This is a genomic window from Arthrobacter sp. 05L44 (assembly GCF_056397605.1).
Window position 1 is genome coordinate 74,957 of the sequence record NZ_JBFTNS010000006.1, and the last position, 17,576, is coordinate 92,532.

Consider the following 17,576-nt stretch of genomic DNA (forward strand, 5'->3'; position numbering starts at 1 on the left):
GATGGAGTTATTAGGAACGCCAGCGTGTGGTCATCAGGAAGCCCACGATGGCGATGCCGAACCCGGCAACGATGTTCCACGACGCCCAGTCCCGGACCGGGAGGGTGCCCTCGCTGATGTAGAACGTGATGATCCACAGCAGTCCAATGATCATCAGGCCAAACATCACCGGCTTGAACCACACAGGGTTGGGCTTGTAGGCCTGCGTCGCTGAAGTCTGCTGCTCTACGCGGGCAGTCCTCTTTCGCGGCTTCGACTCGGGCACGGGTCCTCCTTGGCGGGCTGGGTGAGGAGCGGCGACACGGCTTGATATCCTGCTGGGAGGAACAGCCGGCGGTTAACGCGCTCTTGGTCAACTTGGAAATCCTAATCGCAGCCAATTCTAGCTGTAATTCAGGCCATACCCCGCGCCCGCTGCGAAAGCCCCGAAGGAGAGCCCACGGTGTTGCAGGAGACAGCGGACCCCGCAGCCGCACCCGCCCGGGGCGGTTCCGAGGCCGGCCGCGGTCCGCTGGCGCGGGCACTGCAGATCGGCGGGGAACTCATGCTGACCGCCGGCGTCGTCCTCCTTCTATTTGTGGCGTGGCAGCTGTGGTGGACCAACCTCGACGCCGATGCCCGGCAGCGCGACGTCGTCCGGGATTTTGCCCGCGAGATCGGCACGCCCGCCAAGCCCGGGCAACAAGGGAAGCCAACCGGCTCCGCCGGTTCCAACGGACCGGACCGCGCCTTGGTGGCCGCGGAGCCGGCGCCAGGCGCCACTATCGGTGTCCTCTATGTGCCCCGCTTCGGAGCCGGCTACACGCGCCCGCTCGTGCAGGGCACCACTCCGGCCGTCCTTGACTCCCTGGGAATCGGTCACTACCAGGGAACGGCGATGCCCGGCGCGGCTGGCAACTTCGCGGTGGCCGGGCACCGCCAAACGCATGGTGCGGTGCTGGACAGCATTGATTCCCTGGTTCCGGGAGACAGGATCTACGTTCAGACCCGCGACGGCTATTACACCTACCGTTTCCGCAACAGCGAGATTGTCCTTCCGACGGCTACCAACGTCCTGCTGCCGGTGCCAACGCAGCCAGGGGCCGTAGCCAAGGACAGCTACCTGACCATGACCAGCTGCAACCCACGCTTCGGATCGCAGGAGCGCATTGTGGCGTACTCCCTGCTGGAGAGTTGGCGGCCCGCAGCGGCCGGACCGCCCGCGGACATCGCAGCCCAGGTCGCACGGACACTGGCGGGAGGCTAGCCCATGTATGGATGGATTTTCCGGCGGCTGCCCGGCCCGCTCTGGGTCCGGGTGGTGACCTCGCTGGTATTGCTGGCGGGCGTACTGGTATTGATGGTTCAGTTCCTCTTCCCGTGGATGGCGCAATTCAGCCCGTTCACTGATTCAACGATTGGTACAGCACGGCAATGAGTACAACCAAGATCCTGGTCGTGGATAACTACGACAGCTTTGTCTACACCCTGGTCGGCTACCTCCAGGAACTGGGGGCGGAGACCACGGTGGTCCGCAACGACGACGTCACGCTGGCCGAGGCCGTTGAGATGGCCGAGGCCCGCGACGGTGTGCTGATTTCTCCCGGCCCCGGGGCACCGGCCGAGGCGGGGGTCTGCATCGAACTCATCAAATGGTGCGGCAGCCACAACAAGCCGATGCTGGGCGTCTGCCTTGGACACCAGGCCCTGGCTGAGGCGTACGGCGGGCGCGTCACGCACGCGCCGGAACTGATGCACGGCAAGACCTCACTGGTCCAGCATCACGGCACCAGCGTCTTCAAGGGACTTCCTTCCCCGTTCACCGCAACGCGCTACCACTCGCTCGCCGCCGTCCGTGAGAGTATCCCCGAGATCCTCGAGATCACCGCGGAGACTGGAAACGGCGTGGTGATGGGGCTGGAACACCGAACGGCGCCGCTCTGCGGAGTCCAGTTCCACCCCGAGTCGGTCCTGACCGAGGGCGGCTACCAAATGCTGGGCAACTGGCTGGAATCGCTTGGCATGGACGGTGCGGCCGCGCGGGCGGCGGCCTTGAGCCCGCTCATCCAGCACTGACGTCCCTGCGCTGCTAGGAGGAAGGTCCCAGCAGCTTACCTACGCCCTCCGTGACATCCGTGGGGGTGTCCGTGGGCGTGGGGGTCGGCGTCGGGGTGGGTGTGGGCGTTGGTGCCTTGGCCACCGTGACGGTGACGGCTTTACCCTGCTCGACGGCGGTATTGGCGGCATCGCTTTGGGCGGTCACCTTGCCCGGCTGGACCTGTGAGTTCTCGGTCTCCTTGAAGATCGGAATCAGGCCGAGCTTCTTCAGCGCCGCCTGCGCCTCGGCGCGCGGCAGGCCGACGAGCTGCGGCACCGCGACCTTGCCGGTGGACACAATGATCTCCACCGTGCTGTCCACGGCCACCGTCTGGGACGGCGCAGGATTCGTGGTGATGACGATGCCCGCCGGGACGCTCGGGCTGTTGTTGAGGGTGGTCTTCGGGGCGCCGGTCAGGCCGGTTCGGCGCAGTTCGTCCCGGGCGTCAGCCTCCGTCCGGCCCGGCAGATCCGCGGGGATGGTGATTACGCTGGGACCCTCGGAAATGTCGAGCGTGATCTCCGAGTTAGTTTCCAGGGAACTGCCGGCGGACGGCACGGTGCCTACGGCGAAGCCCTTCGGGATCTTCTCGTGCTGGATGCGTTCCAGCTGCGGTTTCAACCCGGCGTTGTAAAGCTTTTGCAGCGCCTCGGACTCGGTCAGCGAGGCCACCGCTGGCACGGCCACCTTGGCAACGGGTGGCGGCTGCTGGTTGACCATGTTGTACAGCCACAGCCCGCCGCCGGCCAGCACCAGCAACGTAAAGATCACCAGCGTTGCCGTCCACATCCGCCGCGTGGTCTTTTGCCGGCGGGTGGGTTCACGTTCCGCGGGGAAGCTCAGCTCCAAGCTGTCCGTTTCCGGCTGCAGGTGAACGTCGGACGCGGACTCGACGGCCGGTGCATCCTCGGCCGCCGCGGCGTGCTGGGTCGGGATGCGACCGGACGGGGCATCGTCGAGGAACCTCGCACCGGTCAGCGCGAAGGCAGCGGTGGGGGGCCCCGGCTCGGGGGCCACTGTGTTGTTGGGATCGGTGGGTGCCTCACTGGCGGGAACCAGGGCGACGGCGACGCCGCTGCGGGCTGCCCGGAGCGCGCGCCGGAACGCGCCGGCGTCCTGGAACCGGTCTGCCCGGTTCTTTTGCAGGGCCTTGGCCAGCACGCTGTCCAGGGCCTCGGACACGTCCGGGTTAAGGCTGCTCGCGGGCTCCGGGATCTCCCGCACGTGCTGGTACGCGACGGAGACCGGGCTGTCGCCGACGAACGGCGGCCGGCCCGTGAGCATCTCGTACAGCAGGCAGCCGGCCGAATAGAGGTCGCTGCGTGCGTCGACCGTTTCGCCGCGGGCCTGTTCCGGTGAGAGGTACTGGGCCGTGCCCACCACGGCCTGCGTCTGGGTCATCGTGGCAGAGGAATCAGCCATGGCCCGGGCAATCCCGAAGTCCATCACCTTCACGCTGTTCGAACCAGGGCAGAACATCACGTTGGCCGGCTTGATGTCGCGGTGCACAATTCCGGCCTTGTGGCTGTAATCGAGGGCGGCCAGCACACCGAGGGAGAAGTCGATGGCCTGGTCGATCGTGACATCCTTCGAGCGGATCAGCTCCCGGATGGTCTTCCCGGAGACGTACTCCATCACGATGTACGGCACCCGCACACTGTCGTCGTGGCCGCCGGGCACCGCATGGTCCCCAGTGTCGAAGACGGCGACGATCGAGGAATGGTTCAGCGCGGCGACGGCCTGGGCTTCACGCTTGAACCTGGCCTGGAACTGGGGGTCACGGGCCAAGTCGGGGCGCAGGAGCTTGATCGCCACCGTCCGGCCCAGCCGGGTGTCGACCCCGCGGAAGACGTCGGCCATCCCGCCGCGGCCAATCAGCTCACCCAGCTCATAGCGCCCGCTGAGGACACGCCGGGATGACACCGGGCTGCTGTCCTCACGGTGCGATGGAGTGCGGGGCGACGTGGACACAGGTGCCTACTTGCTGGGGCTGACGCTCGGGGTGGGGGAAGAGTCGGCCGGAGCCGGAGCCTTGGCCAAGTGGTAGGTCACCACGGAGCCTGCAGGGACTTCCTTGCCCGATGCGGGTTCGGAGCTCACAAAAGTACCTTCCTGCTGGGTTCCGTCGCCCTCAACCGGATCACCCTTTTGCCAGCGCAGCCCTGCACCCTCGATAGCCCGCTGGACGGAGGCCTCGCTGGCGCCCTGCTGAAGCGTGGGAACGGTGGCCTTCTCCGGGCCCTTGGAGTAGCTCACGGTGATGAGGCTTCCCGGCTCGACCGGGCCCGAGGGGTTGATGTCCAGGACGGTGCCTGGAGCGGACGGATCCGCGACCGGCTCGCCCTTGACCTGCAGACCCAAGCCGTTGAGTTCAGCGCGGACGTCGTTGTAGGGGCGGCCCTTGTACGCGTCCGGCAGGAGGTTGATGGCCGCCGGGGTCGACACGGTGGGTGTGGCAGAGCTGCTGGTGGGGCTGGGACTCTGGGACGTGGGCGGGGCGCTGGTAACGCTGGCCTTGGTGGTTGAGCTGGTGGCGGCCGGGGTTGAGGGGAACAGGATCCCGGCCTGCGTGAGCACCACGCCCACCAGGGCAAAGAGCACCAGCAGGATCAGGGCGATCAGCGGCCACGTCCAGGGGCTGCGGCCCTTGCGCCGCAGCTCTTCGTCTTGCTCGTAGTCGTCGTAGTCCTCTTCCTCCGGGGTCCAGGTCCGTTCGGCGGCCAGGGCATCGGCGCGGGACAGGGCGCTGCGCGCTCCGTGGCCGCTGGCCGCCGCGGCTCCCGCTGCGAGTCCTGCAGCGGCGCCGGCGCCGGCTGCCCCGAGCACGGGCAGTGCCGACGTCGACCTGTCCTCGGTGCCGATGACACCGGTTGCCGCGGTGCGGACATCCACCGGGGCGGTGATGGGGCCGGTGGGCGCCTCGTAGAGGAGCATGCCGGGGACGGCGGCGTGTGCAGCCGCGATGTCACCGTTGCGGATGGCGTCCGAGGCTTCGGCCAGTTTGATGGCGTCCGCCGGACGGTTCTTCGGGTCCTTGGCCAGCATCGACATCAGGAGCGCGCGGACCGGCCTGGGCAGGGTTTCCGGCAGCGGCGGCGGCGCGTCGTTGACCTGGGCCAGCGCGATGGCGATCTGGGACTCGCCGGAGAACGGCCGGTGCCCCGTTAGGCACTCGTAACCGATCACGCCGAGCGAGTAGATATCTGAGGCACCGGTCGCGGTCTGGCCGGTGGCCTGCTCCGGGGCGAGGTACTGGGCCGTGCCCATGACCTGCCCGGTCTGCGTCAGCGGAACCTGGTCGGCCAGCCGGGCGATGCCGAAGTCGGTGACCTTGACCCGGCCGTCCGGGGTGATGAGCAGGTTGCCCGGCTTGATGTCCCGGTGCACCAGGCCCTGGGCGTGGGCTACCGAGAGCGCCCGTGCCGTCTGGGAGATCATCGACAGGGTGCGGTCCGGTGAGAGGACCTGCTCGTGCTCGATGATGCTGCTCAGCGGCTGGCCGGGAACGAGTTCCATAACCAGGTAGGCCGAGCCTTCCTCCTCGCCGTAGTCAAAGACGTTGGCGATGCCTACATGGTTGAGCAGGGCGGTGTGGCGTGCCTCGGCCCGGAAGCGCTGCAGGAACCCCGGGTCACCGGTGTATTCCTCCTTGAGGACCTTGATGGCGACGATGCGGCCAAGAATGAGGTCCTTGGCCTTCCAGACCTCGCCCATACCGCCGATCGCAATGCGTGTGGTCAGCTGGAACCTGCCGCCGAGTGTGATTCCCGATGTAGGCCTCACTTATTCAACACCGCCTCAAAAATCTTCTTCGCGTTCGGACTGGTTAGATTTGCGCCGGTGGTGATGTCCACGCCTTGCATGACGATCGTGACGGCCACTTGCGGGTCATTCGCCGGGGCAAACCCGGTAAACCATGAGTTGTTCAAGCCGTTGCCGAGCTCGGCGGTACCGGTCTTGCCGGCCACCTCCACGTTGGGCACGGCAGCTCCGCCGGCGATCCCCTCGCTGACGACGCTGGTCATCCATTCGGTGATCTGGCGGGCGATTTCCGGGCTGGTGGATGTCCGGAGCGGCTCGGGCTTGGGCTCGTTGAGGATCCGCAGGTCCGGGGACCGCAGGGCCTTGATCAGGTTGGGCTTCATCTGGACGCCGCCGTTGGCGATGGCGGCCGTCATCATGTTGATTTGCAGCGGCGTGGCGCGGACATCCCGCTGACCGATGGCGGACTGCGCCAGCCCGGCCTCGTCCAGTGGCTCGCTGGGGAACGTGCTCTTGGCGGTCTCCAGCTTCAGCTGGTCGCCAAAGTCCTGCCCGAAACCGAACTTGGTGGCCTGCTCTTCGATGGCCTTTTGCCCGAGGTCGACGGCGATGCTGGCGAAGGGGGTGTTGCAGGACTGCTGCAGGGCGAACGCGAACGAGGCCGTGTTCCGGGTGTAGCAGTTGCCACCGGCGTAGTTCGGCAGTTTGTACTGGATGCCGGGGAACGGCATCTCGGCCGGGTTGGGCAGCACGCTGTCCTTGTTGTACTTTCCGGAGTTCAGCGCCGCGGCCGTGTCAACGAGCTTGAAGACCGATCCGGGGGCCAGCAGGGCACCGGTAGGTCCGCTCACTGACTGGTTCAGGTTGATCCCGGGGATCTTGTTCAGCGCCGTGATGTTGGCTGCCTCGGCGTCGGCGTCCTGGGTAGCGACCAGGTTGGGATCGTACGACGGCTTGGACACCATGGCCAGGACCGCGCCGGTCTTGGGGTTCGTCACCACGATCGACCCGCGCTGGCCGTCCGGAATCAGGTCATAGGCCAGTTTCTGCAGCTTCGGATCCAGCGTCAGCTCAACTGAGGCGCCCTTGGGCTGGTTTCCCAGGAACAGCTGTCCCACGCGGTCCAAAAACAGCTGGTCGGAGCTGCCGGCGAGCTGCTCGTTCATGGCCAGCTCCATCCCGGTCAGGCCGTAGTTCTTCGAGAAATAGCCGGTGATGCCCGCGTAAAGCTGCGGCTGCGTGTAGGTGCGCTGGAACTGGCAGGCCTCATTGCCGGGCACGGACTGTGCAACCGGCTTGCCCCCGACGATGATGGCGCCGCGGTCGTTGCAGTAGTTCTGGATCAGCGTGCGCTTGTTCCAGGCATTGGCCTTGAGCTCGTCGGCACCGACCACCTGGACGTAGCTCAGTGCGCCGAAGATCAGCGCGAACATCGCGATCGCGGCGATCCAGGAATTACGAATTGCCTGGTTCACAGGTGTTTCACCGCCTCGGTGGGAGCGTCTTGACTGGAGCTGGTGGCCGGGGCCGTGGCGGGCCTGGGCGGCAGGGACGGTGCGTCCTTTGTCGCCCCGGGATCCTGCCCGGGCGGCAGCGGGGTGGTGTCCACCGGCCCGCGTGCCGCGTGCGAGATCATCAGGAGCAGCCCGACGATGATCCAGTTCGCCAGCAGCGAGGAACCGCCGGCGGCGAGGAACGGCGTCGTGAGTCCGGTGAGCGGGATCAGGCGCGTGACGCCGCCGATCACCACGAAGCACTGCAGCGCGATCGCGAACGAGAGCCCGGTGGCGAGCAGCTTGCCGAACGCGTCCCTGGTGCCCAGCGCCGCACGGAATCCGCGGGTGAACAGCAGCAGGTACATGAGGACGATCGCGAAGATGCCGATCAGCCCCAGTTCCTCGCCGAAGGACGCGACGATCATGTCGCTGTTGGCGAAGGGCACGAGGTTGGGGCGGCCCTGGCCGAGGCCGGTGCCGACCAGGCCGCCGTTGGCCATCCCGAAGAGCCCTTCGACGATCTGCCGGCTGCCGCCGAACTCGCGGTCGTAGACCTCCGGGGTGAAGGCGTTGACCCAGCCGTCGATCCGGAGCGCCACGTGCGAGAAGACCTTGGCGGCCACGAAGCCGCCGGCCGCCATCAGGATCACACCAATGATCACCCAGCTGATCCTGCTGGTGGCGACATAGATCATCACCAGGAAGAGGCCGAAGAAGAGGATTGAGGTGCCGAGGTCGCGCTGGAAGATCAGCACGCCGATGCTGACAAGCCAGGCCGCAATCATCGGACCCATGTCCTTGAACCGGGGGAACTGCACCGGGCCGATCTTGCGGCCGGCCAGCAGGATCAGGTCCCGGTTGGAGGAGAGGTAGCCGGCAAAGAAAATCGCGAGGGTGATCTTGGCGATTTCACCTGGTTGGAACGTCATGGACCCGAGCTTGATCCAGACGCTGGCGCCCAGGACTTCGCCGGCGGAGATTCCGGGAACCAGGGGCAGGATCAGCAGTACGGCGCTGGCAGCCAGGGAAATGTAGGTGAACCGGCGCAGGATCCTGTGGTCCTTGAGGAACCAGATCACGGCAATCGCCACGGCCATCGCCACGAGGGTCCACCGGAGCTGGTTGTTGCCGGTGTCTTCCCCAACCCGGTCCAGCCTGTGGATCATGGCCAGCCCGAGGCCGTTCAGAGCGACCACCAAAGGAAGTATTACCGGATCGGCATATTTAGCGCGGACGCGGAGAACCAGGTGGAATGCCAGCGCAGCGGCGGTCAGCAGCCCGGATTGGAACCAGAAGTCGGTGTCGAAGGCCTTCTGCCGGTCGACGCCGACGAGGGCGTTGGCGCCGATGCCGACTGCCAGGGCGAGGATCAGCAGGACGAGTTCAACGTTGCGGCGCGGTTTAGGCGTGGCGTCGATGGCGGTCATTTGCCCCCCTCACAGTTGGTCGGGACCGGAGTCGGCGTCGGGGTGGGGGTGGCCGATTTCGGCCGGGCCGTCCCCGACGGCGACGCGGTGGCCCGCGGGGTCGCCGAGGCGCTGGCGCTTGGCGACGGGGAGGGCGTCAGGCACTCATCGGCCGGCGCCGTGGTGCCGGTCCGCTGCAGATTTTTGACGATTCGCTGGGCGTCGTACAGGTCCCGTGCGGGGACGGTCTGGCGCACGCGCTGCTGCGAAAACTCTGGCAGGTCAGACATCCGGATATCGGTCACCGTCTCGAGGGTGGAAAGCGGAATGGGGCCCAGACGCTGGGACACCCCGTTGAAAATGGCGACCCGCTGGTCCTGCTCGCCGATGTAGTACCGGGTTTGCGTCCATGCGTAGCCGAGCCAGAGTCCGATGCCCAGCACTGCGATGATCGCGGCCGCAATGGACATGGTCAGCCAGCGCCGGCGCTTGACCGGCGGCTTGAACTCGTCGGGCTCTTCCTTGTCCTGCTCGGCCTTGTGCGTGAGGACCGTGGCGGCCCGGCGGGCGACGGTGCGCCCCGCAATGGACGGGATGGAGCCGGAGGCGGCGGCCGCGGCTGCGGCGCCCACAAGTTCGTGCGGGCGGGTGGAAAGTTCCTCGCGCAGGACCTCGGCGGAGAGGTGCTCCCCGAGGTGCGGATCGGTGGAGGGCTGCGGTTCCTTGGCATCGTCCGCGGATTCGCCCTGGGCCTTGCCGGACGCGTCGTCCTTGCTGCTGCCGGCAGATTTGCCCGCGTAGGTGCTGCCGGTGCTCCCGGCCGGCGGGGTGCTTCCGGACTTCGGCTCTGACGCCGTCGCGGTGACAGTGGCCGGCGCCGGGACCACCTCGACGGCGGCCGTGTTGACGTCGTCGGGCGTTTGTTCCGCGATGTCGAGGACAACGACCGTGACGTTGTCAGGGGAGCCGGCCTCGAGAGTCAGGTCCACCAGCAGTTCCGCGCATTCACGCAGGTTTTGGGTTTCCCGGACGGTGCGCTCCACAACGTGCCCGGCGACGTAGTTCAAACCGTCGGAGCACAGCAGCCAGCGTTCGCCGGGTTCGACGGCCAGGACGTCGAGGTCCAGTTCGGGGCTGGCGTCAACGTCACCCAGGACGCGCATCAGGACGTTCTTGTGCGGGTGCGTCTCGGCTTCTTCCGGGCGCAGGCGGCCCTCATCGATAAGCCGCTGGACGAAGGTGTGGTCGACGCTGACCTGTTCAAAGACGCCGTTGCGCAGCCGGTAGGCCCGGGAATCACCGATGTGGGCGAAGTGCAGCTTGCCGTTGGCCAGCAGCAGTGCCGTAACGGTGGTGCCCATTCCGGCCAGCTTCGGGTTCATGTGGACCAGTTCGGACAGCAGTGAATTCGCGGTCTGGATTTCGTCGGCCAGGACGGTGTCCGCTTCGCTGCTGGCGGCGTCATAGTCATCGCGGTCCAGGTGCAGCATGTCCAGCACCGTGGCTGCGGACGCGACGTCACCGCCGGCGTGGCCGCCCATACCGTCGGCGACGACGGCGAGGTGGCGGCCCACGTAGGCGGAGTCGTCATTTTTCGCGCGAACGCGGCCGACGTCGGAGCGCGCGGCATAGCGCATGATGAGCGGCCGCTTCGGGGCAGTTGATGCCCGGTCTGCGGGGGAGTCGGAGGCAGCCATGGCTACGGCCTCAATTCAATGACCGTCTTGCCGATTCTCACGGGGACACCCAGCTCCACCGGAAGGGCCCGGGTGAGCTGTTGATCTGCCAAATAGGTGCCGTTGGTGGATCCGAGGTCCTCGATGAACCAACGGCTGCCCTGCGGGAACAGGCGGGCGTGCCGGCCGGATGCGTAGTCGTCCTCCAGGACCAGGGTGGCCTCCTGAGCACGGCCGAGCAGGATGGGGCTGGCTGCCAGCGGAAGGGTGGTGCCCCGCAGCGGGCCTTCGGTGACAACGAGCTGGCGGGCCTGCTGCTTTACCGGGGCCGGAGCAGGCTCTGCCAGCGATGGGTTCCGCCGTACCTGCCTGGCCGTCGGTGCCCCGGCGGCGGCCTTGCGGCCGATCATAAGGTCGCGGCGCATGGCTGAGACGATGCTGAAAATAAGCACCCAGAGCAGAATCAGGAAACCAAAGCGCAGGGCCGTGATGGTCAGTTCGCTCACTGGCGGCCACCCGGGCTGGCGGGCAAAAGGCGGAAGATGATTTTGGTCCGTCCCATCGTGATCGTGGCACCGTCGGTGAGTTCCGAACTGCCCACAACTTTGTGGCCGTTCACATAGCTGCCGTTCGTTGAGCCCAGGTCGATTGCCTGCGCCGTGCCCTGGCCGGTCTGGATTTCCAGATGGCGGCGCGATACGCCGGTGTCATCGATCAGGATGTCCGCTTCGGAGGAGCGGCCCAGAACAACCGAGGGGGCGTTCAGCGAGTAGCGCTGGCCGTCGATGTCCAGGACCGGCTGGAGCCGGCCCGGCTGGCGGGTCGGGGCGGCCGGCATCCCGCTGTGGCCGCCCGGCTGCGCCGGGGCGCCGCCGGACTTTTCCGTCCGGGACTTGATTTCAAAATCGCCCGCGCGGCGGTCCTCGTCGCGACGGAAACTGATCCGCACCGGGCCCTGGAGCGTGTAGCCCTGGCTGCGTACGTGGTTGATAACGACGTCGCAGAGTTCTTCCGCAAGCGGCGTGCCCCATTCCTGGGCCCGCTGGAAATCGTCTTCGCTGAGCAGGACGTCGAAGACGTTGGGGGCCAGGGTGCGGCCAGCGGCAATCGTGAGGGCCTTGTTATCGACCTCGCGGCGGAGGTGGCTGGCGATTTCGACCGGCTCTACCTGGGCGCGGGAACCGGTGGAGAAGACTCCGCGGACGGCTTTTTCGATGCCGCGCTCGACCTTGTCAAGCAAGCCCATGGTCCTTCTCCTTTCCTGACGGCTGCGGGGCAGCGTTTGTTCCGGAACTCGGTTTCCAACATTCGCAGGAGTCCGCCGTATTCGGGCACTCCTACATCAGATACTACTGGGCGAGGCTGGGAATGACCTTAATGCGCGCCCCCGCAGGGGTCGTGAAAATTAGAGGCGGGCGGCTCTGACGTGCGCGGATGTCCGGCCGCCGACTCCAGTGGCGGCGCTGCTGCCGGGTGCTCCGAACGGGCGGCCGGGGCGCCGAAAATGTGGCGTGTCGGGCGCCTCCGGGACTCGATTGGTGTTTTCCCGCTGTTGTCCGTTATGCTTGATCTCGCTGCTTTTGCGAGGTTGATGGTCCGGAGAACGGGCCCCGGCCGGGTGAAAGAAGTTGCGCGCGAGTGGCGGAACGGCAGACGCGCTGGCTTCAGGTGCCAGTGTCCGAAAGGGCGTGGGGGTTCAAATCCCCCCTCGCGCACGCATCAGGACCCCGGGAAATCGTTGATTTCCCGGGGTCCTTTTTTGTGCCCGCCTATAGACCCGCCAACGCGGCGCGAGTATTACTCGCTAGTGGGCGCCGGCTACGGACTTCTGGTGGGTTCGGGGACAAAGACCGCAACGGCTATGCCGATGGAAGCGCCGAGGAGGGTTTCGATGCCCCGGTCCGTGATGAGGACAAACCGGCTGATCGGGTTGGCAAGCTGGCTCATGAGCAGGATCGCCGGGGTGAAGAACATCATGGCCAGCCCGTAGTGGCGCATCATAAACAGTTCGGTGGGGAAGAGCAGGACCATAAGGAGGACGGTCAGGGTTGTCCGGTCGAACCCGGGCAGCAGGATCAGGGCCGTGAGGAGGATGCCGGCAAAGGTTCCGACCACCCGGTGGATGCCGCGGACGATGCGGCTCTTCCTGTCAGTGGCGGCCAGGGGCACTGCCGCCGCGGCCATGGTCCAGTTCGCGTGGCCGGCCCCGCCGAGAACCCCGAGGGCGCCCGCGGTGCCGACGGCTATAAGGTAACGGGCGGCGTGCACGCGCACCGCCCGCGGATCCAGTGCCGCCCCTCCCGGCGCCGTCGTCGCCGTCGTCGCGGTCCACGTCCTGTTGCGGATCCACCCGGAAGATCCGACCAGGACCGAGAACGCCGCAGAAGCCGCACAGATGCCGATCGCCAGTCCAAAGGGGATGGTGGTCGGAACCGATGCGCAGGCTCCGAGCGCGAAGATCGCATAGAAGGGCCCGGAGGGTCTGAGCCGCATCCTGTCCGCAGCCAGAGATGCTGCCACAGCGAACAGCGACTCCACCACCACCAGGATCCAGGACGGTGCCCGGGCGACAGACAGCAGGACACCCAGGGCAAGGCCAGAGGTGAGCAGGAGGCCGGCGCGTGATTGATGAACGAGCCGGGAGCGGTAGCCGTCGTTGCGCCCGTACATGGCAGTGAATCCGCCGAACACCGCGTAGATGCTCAAGTCAGGGCGGCCGAGGGCGAGGAGCGCCAGAAGCGGGACGCTGATGCTGACTCCGACGCGCAGCGCCGGCAGATGGTCAGCCTGCGCGGGTCCAATCCGGGCGATGTCTCTCGCGTGTTTCAGGACCCTGCGCACTGTCCGATTTTACCGCCGCCCCGGGAGGGTCTGTAACTGCATCCCCGGGGCTGCGGTATTCCAGCAGCAGGGTGTCGCGCCACTGCCCGGAGCGGGGCCCATAGGCCATGTGCCCGATGCGGCGGCGGGTGCCTACCGCGGTGAACCCGTGCCGCTGATGCAGGGCAATTGAAGCAGTGTTTTCCGGGAATATGTTGGATTGGATGGTCCAGACGCCGGCCGCTTCACAGTGGCGGATGAACTCCAATAAGAGCCGCTGTCCGAGCCCGCGTCCCCGGACCGCGGCGGAGATGTAGATGGAGTGTTCGATGACGCCGTGGTAGACCGGCCGCGATGAGACGGGCGATCCGGCGGCCCAGCCGATTACCGTGCCGCGGTCTTCGGCCACGAGGCGGAGGTCTGGCCGGCGGGTGGAGTCGAAGTCTTCCCATGAGGGAGGCGCAGGTTCAAAGGTCGCGTGCCCGGTGGCGATGCCTTCGGCCCAGATGGCTTCCACTGCCGGCCAGTCCTGCCGGGTCATGGGTCGGATCTTCACGCCGGTGTTCCCCAGGGGTTCTTCCGCGCGGGCTTCGATCATCCGACTGCCTTTTCGATGCCGCGGGCGCGTTCCCTGCCCATCAGTGGACCTTTACCGGGAGGAGTTCGTAGGTGTTGTCGCACCCTCCGCGCGGCGGTGTGTGGCCAATGTCGTAGACGTGGTCGGAGACGGACATGTCCGGTCTGGTGGCGACGACCCTGATGCGGGACGCCGGCGTGTGGGCGTCGGCGGGTTGGAGGAACGGCGTCGCCTGCGGGACCATCCACCGCCCGGAGCTGTCCTGGGGGACCGGTGCGGGGTTGCAGTGCTCGTTGGTAACGAAGCAGGCGGACGCCCTCAGGGCGCCCGGAACGCCGGAGAGGTCCAACTCGACGGCGTCGAGGTTGACGAAGCCGACGGCGGGGCAGGCCGTCGGGGCCGGGGTGCAGCCGGTGGCGAGCACCAGCGCTGGCAGCAGCGCCGGCAGCATTGCGGCAGATAACCGGGTCTTCATGGCGTCAGCCTAGCCGGACGTGCCCGGGAAACCGCGGCATTCTGACCGGGCAGGCATCCTGCGGGAAGTGAACGGGAGATGAACAGAACCACAGCATCACCGCAGGAACGCCCAACACGCACCGCATATGTGCCTACGGTGGTGCGGGCGTTCGGTCAGTCCGAACGTGCGGTGAGGCAGCCGCAGCCCAATCCGAGAAATATCCAATGAGCAATCAAGACGAGAAATTCCGGAGGTTTCCATGCCTATTTTGACCAGTCTTGCCGCGAGCAAGTTCCTCATCAGCTCGGTTGCCGCAGGCGCGATCGCCCTGGGCGGGGGCGCGGCCGCGTTCGCGAACATCACCACGGCCGACGCCGGCAGTGAAGCGACGGCCCCTGCATCCGCGGCCTCGGAGTCACCCTTCGAAACGCCTTCGGCGTCCCCGTCGGAGACACCTACCGAGACACCCACTGAGGCGCCCACCGAGACGCCCAAGCCCAGCCCGACGGCCCCGCAGGCACCGGAACCGGCCCCGTCCGCCCCGGCCTCTTCGGCGCCCGCTCCGGCAGAGCCGGAATCCGGTGACGACAACGAGGCCGGCGATGTCAACGAGGGCAACGAGGCCGGAACGGAGGCCACTGAAAACGAGGCCACCGAGCATAAGGCCACTGAGCGCAAGGGTGACGACGCGGCAGAGGTTGAAGCCGCCAAGCCGGCCGCCGCTGTACCCGCCGCGGCGACCCCCGCTCCCGAGGCCCGGCAGCACGGCCGCGATGCGGAACGTCGGGATGACTCCCGCCACCGCCCGGAACACTGGAATGTGGCCCACCACAACGAGGGCGACCACAACCAGGGCCACCACAACGAAGACCACAGCGGCCACCGTGACCACCACGAGGGCAGCGACAACAACGACTAAGCGCGGGCCGAGGGCCAGCTGACAAAAGGGAGGGTCTTGGGGCCCTCCCTTTTGCGTACTCTAAGCAAACAGTCAGGTGCCCCGGCACATAATGAAGTGAAACTCCGGCCAACCGCTATTTGGCCGGAGTTTCGCCATTCGCCCGGAGCGCCCCGAATCCCGCCACCAGTGCCTCCAGTCCCAGGCTGAAGGCCGCATCCGCCTGGTTCGCGTAGCCCTGGTCACCGAGGCTGGCGACGGCGGCGGAGAAGTGGGGCGTAGACGAGGCCAGGCTGCCGGCGTCGAAGATGTCCGCAGGCGCCGTGACGTCGTAGGCGGAGCCGAAGATAAAGGACTCAAGGGCCACAATCGCTGAGACAATCCGGGCCTGCGGGAAGCCGGCCCGGCTGAACCCGGCGCTGACGGCCTCATACATGGCCAGGGTCTTGGGCGCGTCGGCCACCGGAAGGACCGCGATCACCGGAATGAGGGGAGTGTGCCGCGAAAAGACATCGCGGTAGCTCCAGGCCCAGTCCCGGACCGCCTGATCCCAGGATTTTGATTCAAAGGCCGACACATCGACGAAAGACGTCAGGTGGTCCTGGATGAGTACCAGCACCTCCCGCTTGGAAGCCACGTGGTTGTACAGGGCCGACGGCGCCACGTTCAGTGAGCGCGCCAGGGCCGCCATGGTGAAGGCGTCATAGCCGCTCTTGCGCACCAACTGCAGTGCGGCGGACGTGATCCCGGCCTGGTCGAGGACGGCAGCGGGCGGCCGCCCCACCCGGCGGCCCGTCGTTGCGTCGGGGCGGAGCGGATCCGCGGTGGCGCTGCTGGCTGCCGGCATTCGCGACCTTTCTTCTTGGCTGTCCCAAGGATTATTCCACCGTAGGCGACTTTCTCCCGAGGTCTTCCCTCTTCTGCACCGTACCGCTATAGTCGTCGTAAATGAATGGCATTCATTTAGTGGTTAGCATCACTTTGCGGCCACGGAGAGGACATCATGCTGGAACTTGACCGCGACGTCGTCATCGTCGGAGCCGGGCCCGCCGGCCTCACCGCAGCCAGGGAGCTGCGGAAGGCCGGATTGAGCGTCGCCGTGCTGGAAGCCCGCGACCGCGTGGGCGGCCGGACGTGGACCGACACCGTCGACGGGGCCATGCTGGAGATCGGCGGCCAGTGGGTCTCGCCGGACCAGACGGCGCTGCTGGAACTCCTCGACGAACTCGGGCTCGAGACCTACGACCGCTACCGGGCCGGCGAATCGGTTTACATCGGCGCAGACGGCCGGCGCACGCTCTACACGGGCGACACCTTCCCCGTCAGCGCCACCACCGCGGCCGAGATGGACAAGCTGACGGCCCTCCTGGACTCGCTCGCCGCGGAGATCGGCGCCTCCGAGCCGTGGGCCCACCCCAAGGCCCGCGAGTTGGACACCATCTCCTTCCATCACTGGCTGCGGGCCAACTCCTCGGACGAGGAAGCCTGCAACAACATCGGACTCTTCATCGCCGGCGGCATGCTCACCAAGCCGGCCCACGCCTTCTCGGCCCTGCAGGCCGTGCTGATGGCCGCCTCCGCGGGCTCCTTCACCAACCTCACCGATGAGGATTTCATTCTGGACAAGCGCGTCGTCGGCGGCATGCAGCAGGTCTCGCTACTGCAGGCCGCGGAACTGGGCGACGACGTCGTCCTCTCCAGTCCGGTGCGCACCATCCATTGGGAGGGCGCCGCCGCTGAGGGCAGCGCGGGGCAGCGGGTGACCGTCGAATCGGACCGGGCCACCGTGACGGCCCGCTTCGTCATCATGGCCGTCCCGCCCAACCTCTACTCCCGGGTCTCCTACAACCCGCCCCTGCCGCGGCGCCAGCACCAGATGCACCAGCACCAGTCCCTGGGCCTCGTGATCAAGGTGCACGCCGTCTACAGCACACAGTTCTGGCGCGAAGAGGGCCTGTCCGGAACCTGCTTCGGCGCGGACGCCCTGGTCCAGGAGGTCTACGACAACACCAACCACGAGGATCCCCGCGGCACCCTCGTGGGCTTCGTCTCCGACGAAAAAGCAGACGCCATGTTCGAGCTCAGCGCCGCAGACCGCAAGCGCGCCATCCTCGAATCGATCGCCGCCTTCCTGGGCGAAAAGGCCCTCACCCCGGAGATCTACTACGAATCCGATTGGGGTTCCGAAGAGTGGACCCGCGGGGCGTACGCGGCCAGTTACGACCTCGGCGGGCTGCACCGTTACGGCAAGGACCAGCACGCGCCCGTCGGGCCGATCTACTGGGCCTCCTCGGACCTTGCTGCTGAGGGCTACCAGCACGTGGACGGCGCCGTCCGGATGGGGCGCCGGGTCGCATCCCGGATCGCCGCGGCCGCGGACCGGACCACGGCCGCACGCTAAGTCCCC

Annotated in this window: 17 protein-coding genes and 1 tRNA gene; 6 read left to right on the plus strand and 12 right to left on the minus strand. The window is 66.9% G+C overall.

Annotated elements, in window-relative coordinates:
* Positions 1-10 precede the first annotated feature (10 nt).
* Positions 11-265 (minus strand): cell division protein CrgA, encoded by a 255-nt coding sequence (locus tag AC1DHY_RS12730; protein ID WP_476880150.1) that lies wholly within the window; start codon positions 263-265, stop codon positions 11-13.
* A 180-nt stretch (positions 266-445) separates the two neighbouring features.
* Between AC1DHY_RS12730 and AC1DHY_RS12735 the strand changes: the two genes are divergently transcribed.
* Genes AC1DHY_RS12735 through AC1DHY_RS12745 form a run of 3 tightly spaced genes read left to right on the plus strand, consistent with a single transcriptional unit; the run spans position 446 to position 2,055 of the window.
* A complete protein-coding gene (locus tag AC1DHY_RS12735) occupies positions 446-1,246 on the plus strand; it encodes a class E sortase (RefSeq protein WP_476880156.1) in 801 nt (266 codons plus the stop codon).
* Positions 1,247-1,249: 3 nt separating this feature from the next.
* Positions 1,250-1,417, plus strand: a complete 168-nt coding sequence (locus AC1DHY_RS12740; RefSeq protein WP_476903721.1) for a hypothetical protein — start codon at positions 1,250-1,252, stop codon at positions 1,415-1,417.
* Entirely contained in the window at positions 1,414-2,055 is a 642-nt protein-coding gene (locus tag AC1DHY_RS12745; RefSeq protein ID WP_476903722.1) for an anthranilate synthase component II, read from the plus strand. Before AC1DHY_RS12740 ends, AC1DHY_RS12745 begins: the two co-directional genes overlap by 4 nt.
* 13 nt (positions 2,056-2,068) lie before the next feature.
* Here AC1DHY_RS12745 and pknB read toward each other — a convergent pair whose 3' ends face one another.
* From pknB to AC1DHY_RS12780, 7 genes are read right to left on the minus strand one after another with little or no spacing between them, the layout of a single operon-like run.
* Positions 2,069-4,048 (minus strand): Stk1 family PASTA domain-containing Ser/Thr kinase, encoded by a 1,980-nt coding sequence (pknB, locus tag AC1DHY_RS12750; protein ID WP_476879681.1) that lies wholly within the window; start codon positions 4,046-4,048, stop codon positions 2,069-2,071.
* 6 nt (positions 4,049-4,054) lie between these two features.
* A complete protein-coding gene (locus tag AC1DHY_RS12755) occupies positions 4,055-5,860 on the minus strand; it encodes a protein kinase domain-containing protein (protein WP_476903723.1) in 1,806 nt (601 codons plus the stop codon).
* Entirely contained in the window at positions 5,857-7,314 is a 1,458-nt protein-coding gene (locus AC1DHY_RS12760; RefSeq protein WP_476879683.1) for a peptidoglycan D,D-transpeptidase FtsI family protein, read from the minus strand. Before AC1DHY_RS12760 ends, AC1DHY_RS12755 begins: the two co-directional genes overlap by 4 nt.
* The gene (locus tag AC1DHY_RS12765; protein WP_476879684.1) at positions 7,311-8,762 is read right to left on the minus strand and encodes an FtsW/RodA/SpoVE family cell cycle protein; all 1,452 of its coding nucleotides are present in this window, start codon (positions 8,760-8,762) and stop codon (positions 7,311-7,313) included. The genes AC1DHY_RS12760 and AC1DHY_RS12765 overlap by 4 nt, the downstream gene beginning before the upstream one ends.
* Entirely contained in the window at positions 8,759-10,438 is a 1,680-nt protein-coding gene (locus tag AC1DHY_RS12770) for a PP2C family protein-serine/threonine phosphatase (RefSeq protein ID WP_476903724.1), read from the minus strand. Before AC1DHY_RS12770 ends, AC1DHY_RS12765 begins: the two co-directional genes overlap by 4 nt.
* Before the next feature lie 2 nt (positions 10,439-10,440).
* The gene (locus AC1DHY_RS12775; RefSeq protein ID WP_476903725.1) at positions 10,441-10,923 is read right to left on the minus strand and encodes an FHA domain-containing protein FhaB/FipA; all 483 of its coding nucleotides are present in this window, start codon (positions 10,921-10,923) and stop codon (positions 10,441-10,443) included.
* Positions 10,920-11,663, minus strand: a complete 744-nt coding sequence (locus tag AC1DHY_RS12780; protein ID WP_476903726.1) for an FhaA domain-containing protein — start codon at positions 11,661-11,663, stop codon at positions 10,920-10,922. Before AC1DHY_RS12780 ends, AC1DHY_RS12775 begins: the two co-directional genes overlap by 4 nt.
* 386 nt (positions 11,664-12,049) lie before the next feature.
* On the opposite strand from AC1DHY_RS12780, the gene AC1DHY_RS12785 reads away from it, so the two are divergent.
* Positions 12,050-12,132, plus strand: a tRNA-Leu gene (locus AC1DHY_RS12785).
* 103 nt (positions 12,133-12,235) lie between these two features.
* Here AC1DHY_RS12785 and AC1DHY_RS12790 read toward each other — a convergent pair.
* From AC1DHY_RS12790 to AC1DHY_RS12800, 3 genes are read right to left on the minus strand one after another with little or no spacing between them, the layout of a single operon-like run.
* Positions 12,236-13,258: an FUSC family protein gene (locus AC1DHY_RS12790; protein WP_476903727.1), complete on the minus strand. Its 1,023-nt coding sequence runs from the start codon at positions 13,256-13,258 to the stop codon at positions 12,236-12,238.
* The gene (locus AC1DHY_RS12795; RefSeq protein ID WP_476880571.1) at positions 13,200-13,835 is read right to left on the minus strand and encodes an N-acetyltransferase family protein; all 636 of its coding nucleotides are present in this window, start codon (positions 13,833-13,835) and stop codon (positions 13,200-13,202) included. The genes AC1DHY_RS12790 and AC1DHY_RS12795 overlap by 59 nt, the downstream gene beginning before the upstream one ends.
* A 40-nt stretch (positions 13,836-13,875) precedes the next feature.
* Positions 13,876-14,289, minus strand: coding sequence for a hypothetical protein (locus AC1DHY_RS12800; RefSeq protein ID WP_476903728.1), 414 nt, complete (start codon positions 14,287-14,289; stop codon positions 13,876-13,878).
* 241 nt (positions 14,290-14,530) lie between these two features.
* Between AC1DHY_RS12800 and AC1DHY_RS12805 the strand changes: the two genes are divergently transcribed.
* Complete coding sequence (locus tag AC1DHY_RS12805; protein ID WP_476878233.1) at positions 14,531-15,190, plus strand: hypothetical protein; 660 nt, start codon at positions 14,531-14,533, stop codon at positions 15,188-15,190.
* A 115-nt stretch (positions 15,191-15,305) separates the two neighbouring features.
* Here AC1DHY_RS12805 and AC1DHY_RS12810 read toward each other — a convergent pair whose 3' ends face one another.
* Positions 15,306-16,016: a TetR/AcrR family transcriptional regulator gene (locus AC1DHY_RS12810; protein WP_476878234.1), complete on the minus strand. Its 711-nt coding sequence runs from the start codon at positions 16,014-16,016 to the stop codon at positions 15,306-15,308.
* A gap of 156 nt (positions 16,017-16,172) precedes the next feature.
* On the opposite strand from AC1DHY_RS12810, the gene AC1DHY_RS12815 reads away from it, so the two are divergent.
* Entirely contained in the window at positions 16,173-17,570 is a 1,398-nt protein-coding gene (locus tag AC1DHY_RS12815) for a flavin monoamine oxidase family protein (RefSeq protein WP_476878235.1), read from the plus strand.
* Positions 17,571-17,576 lie beyond the last annotated feature (6 nt).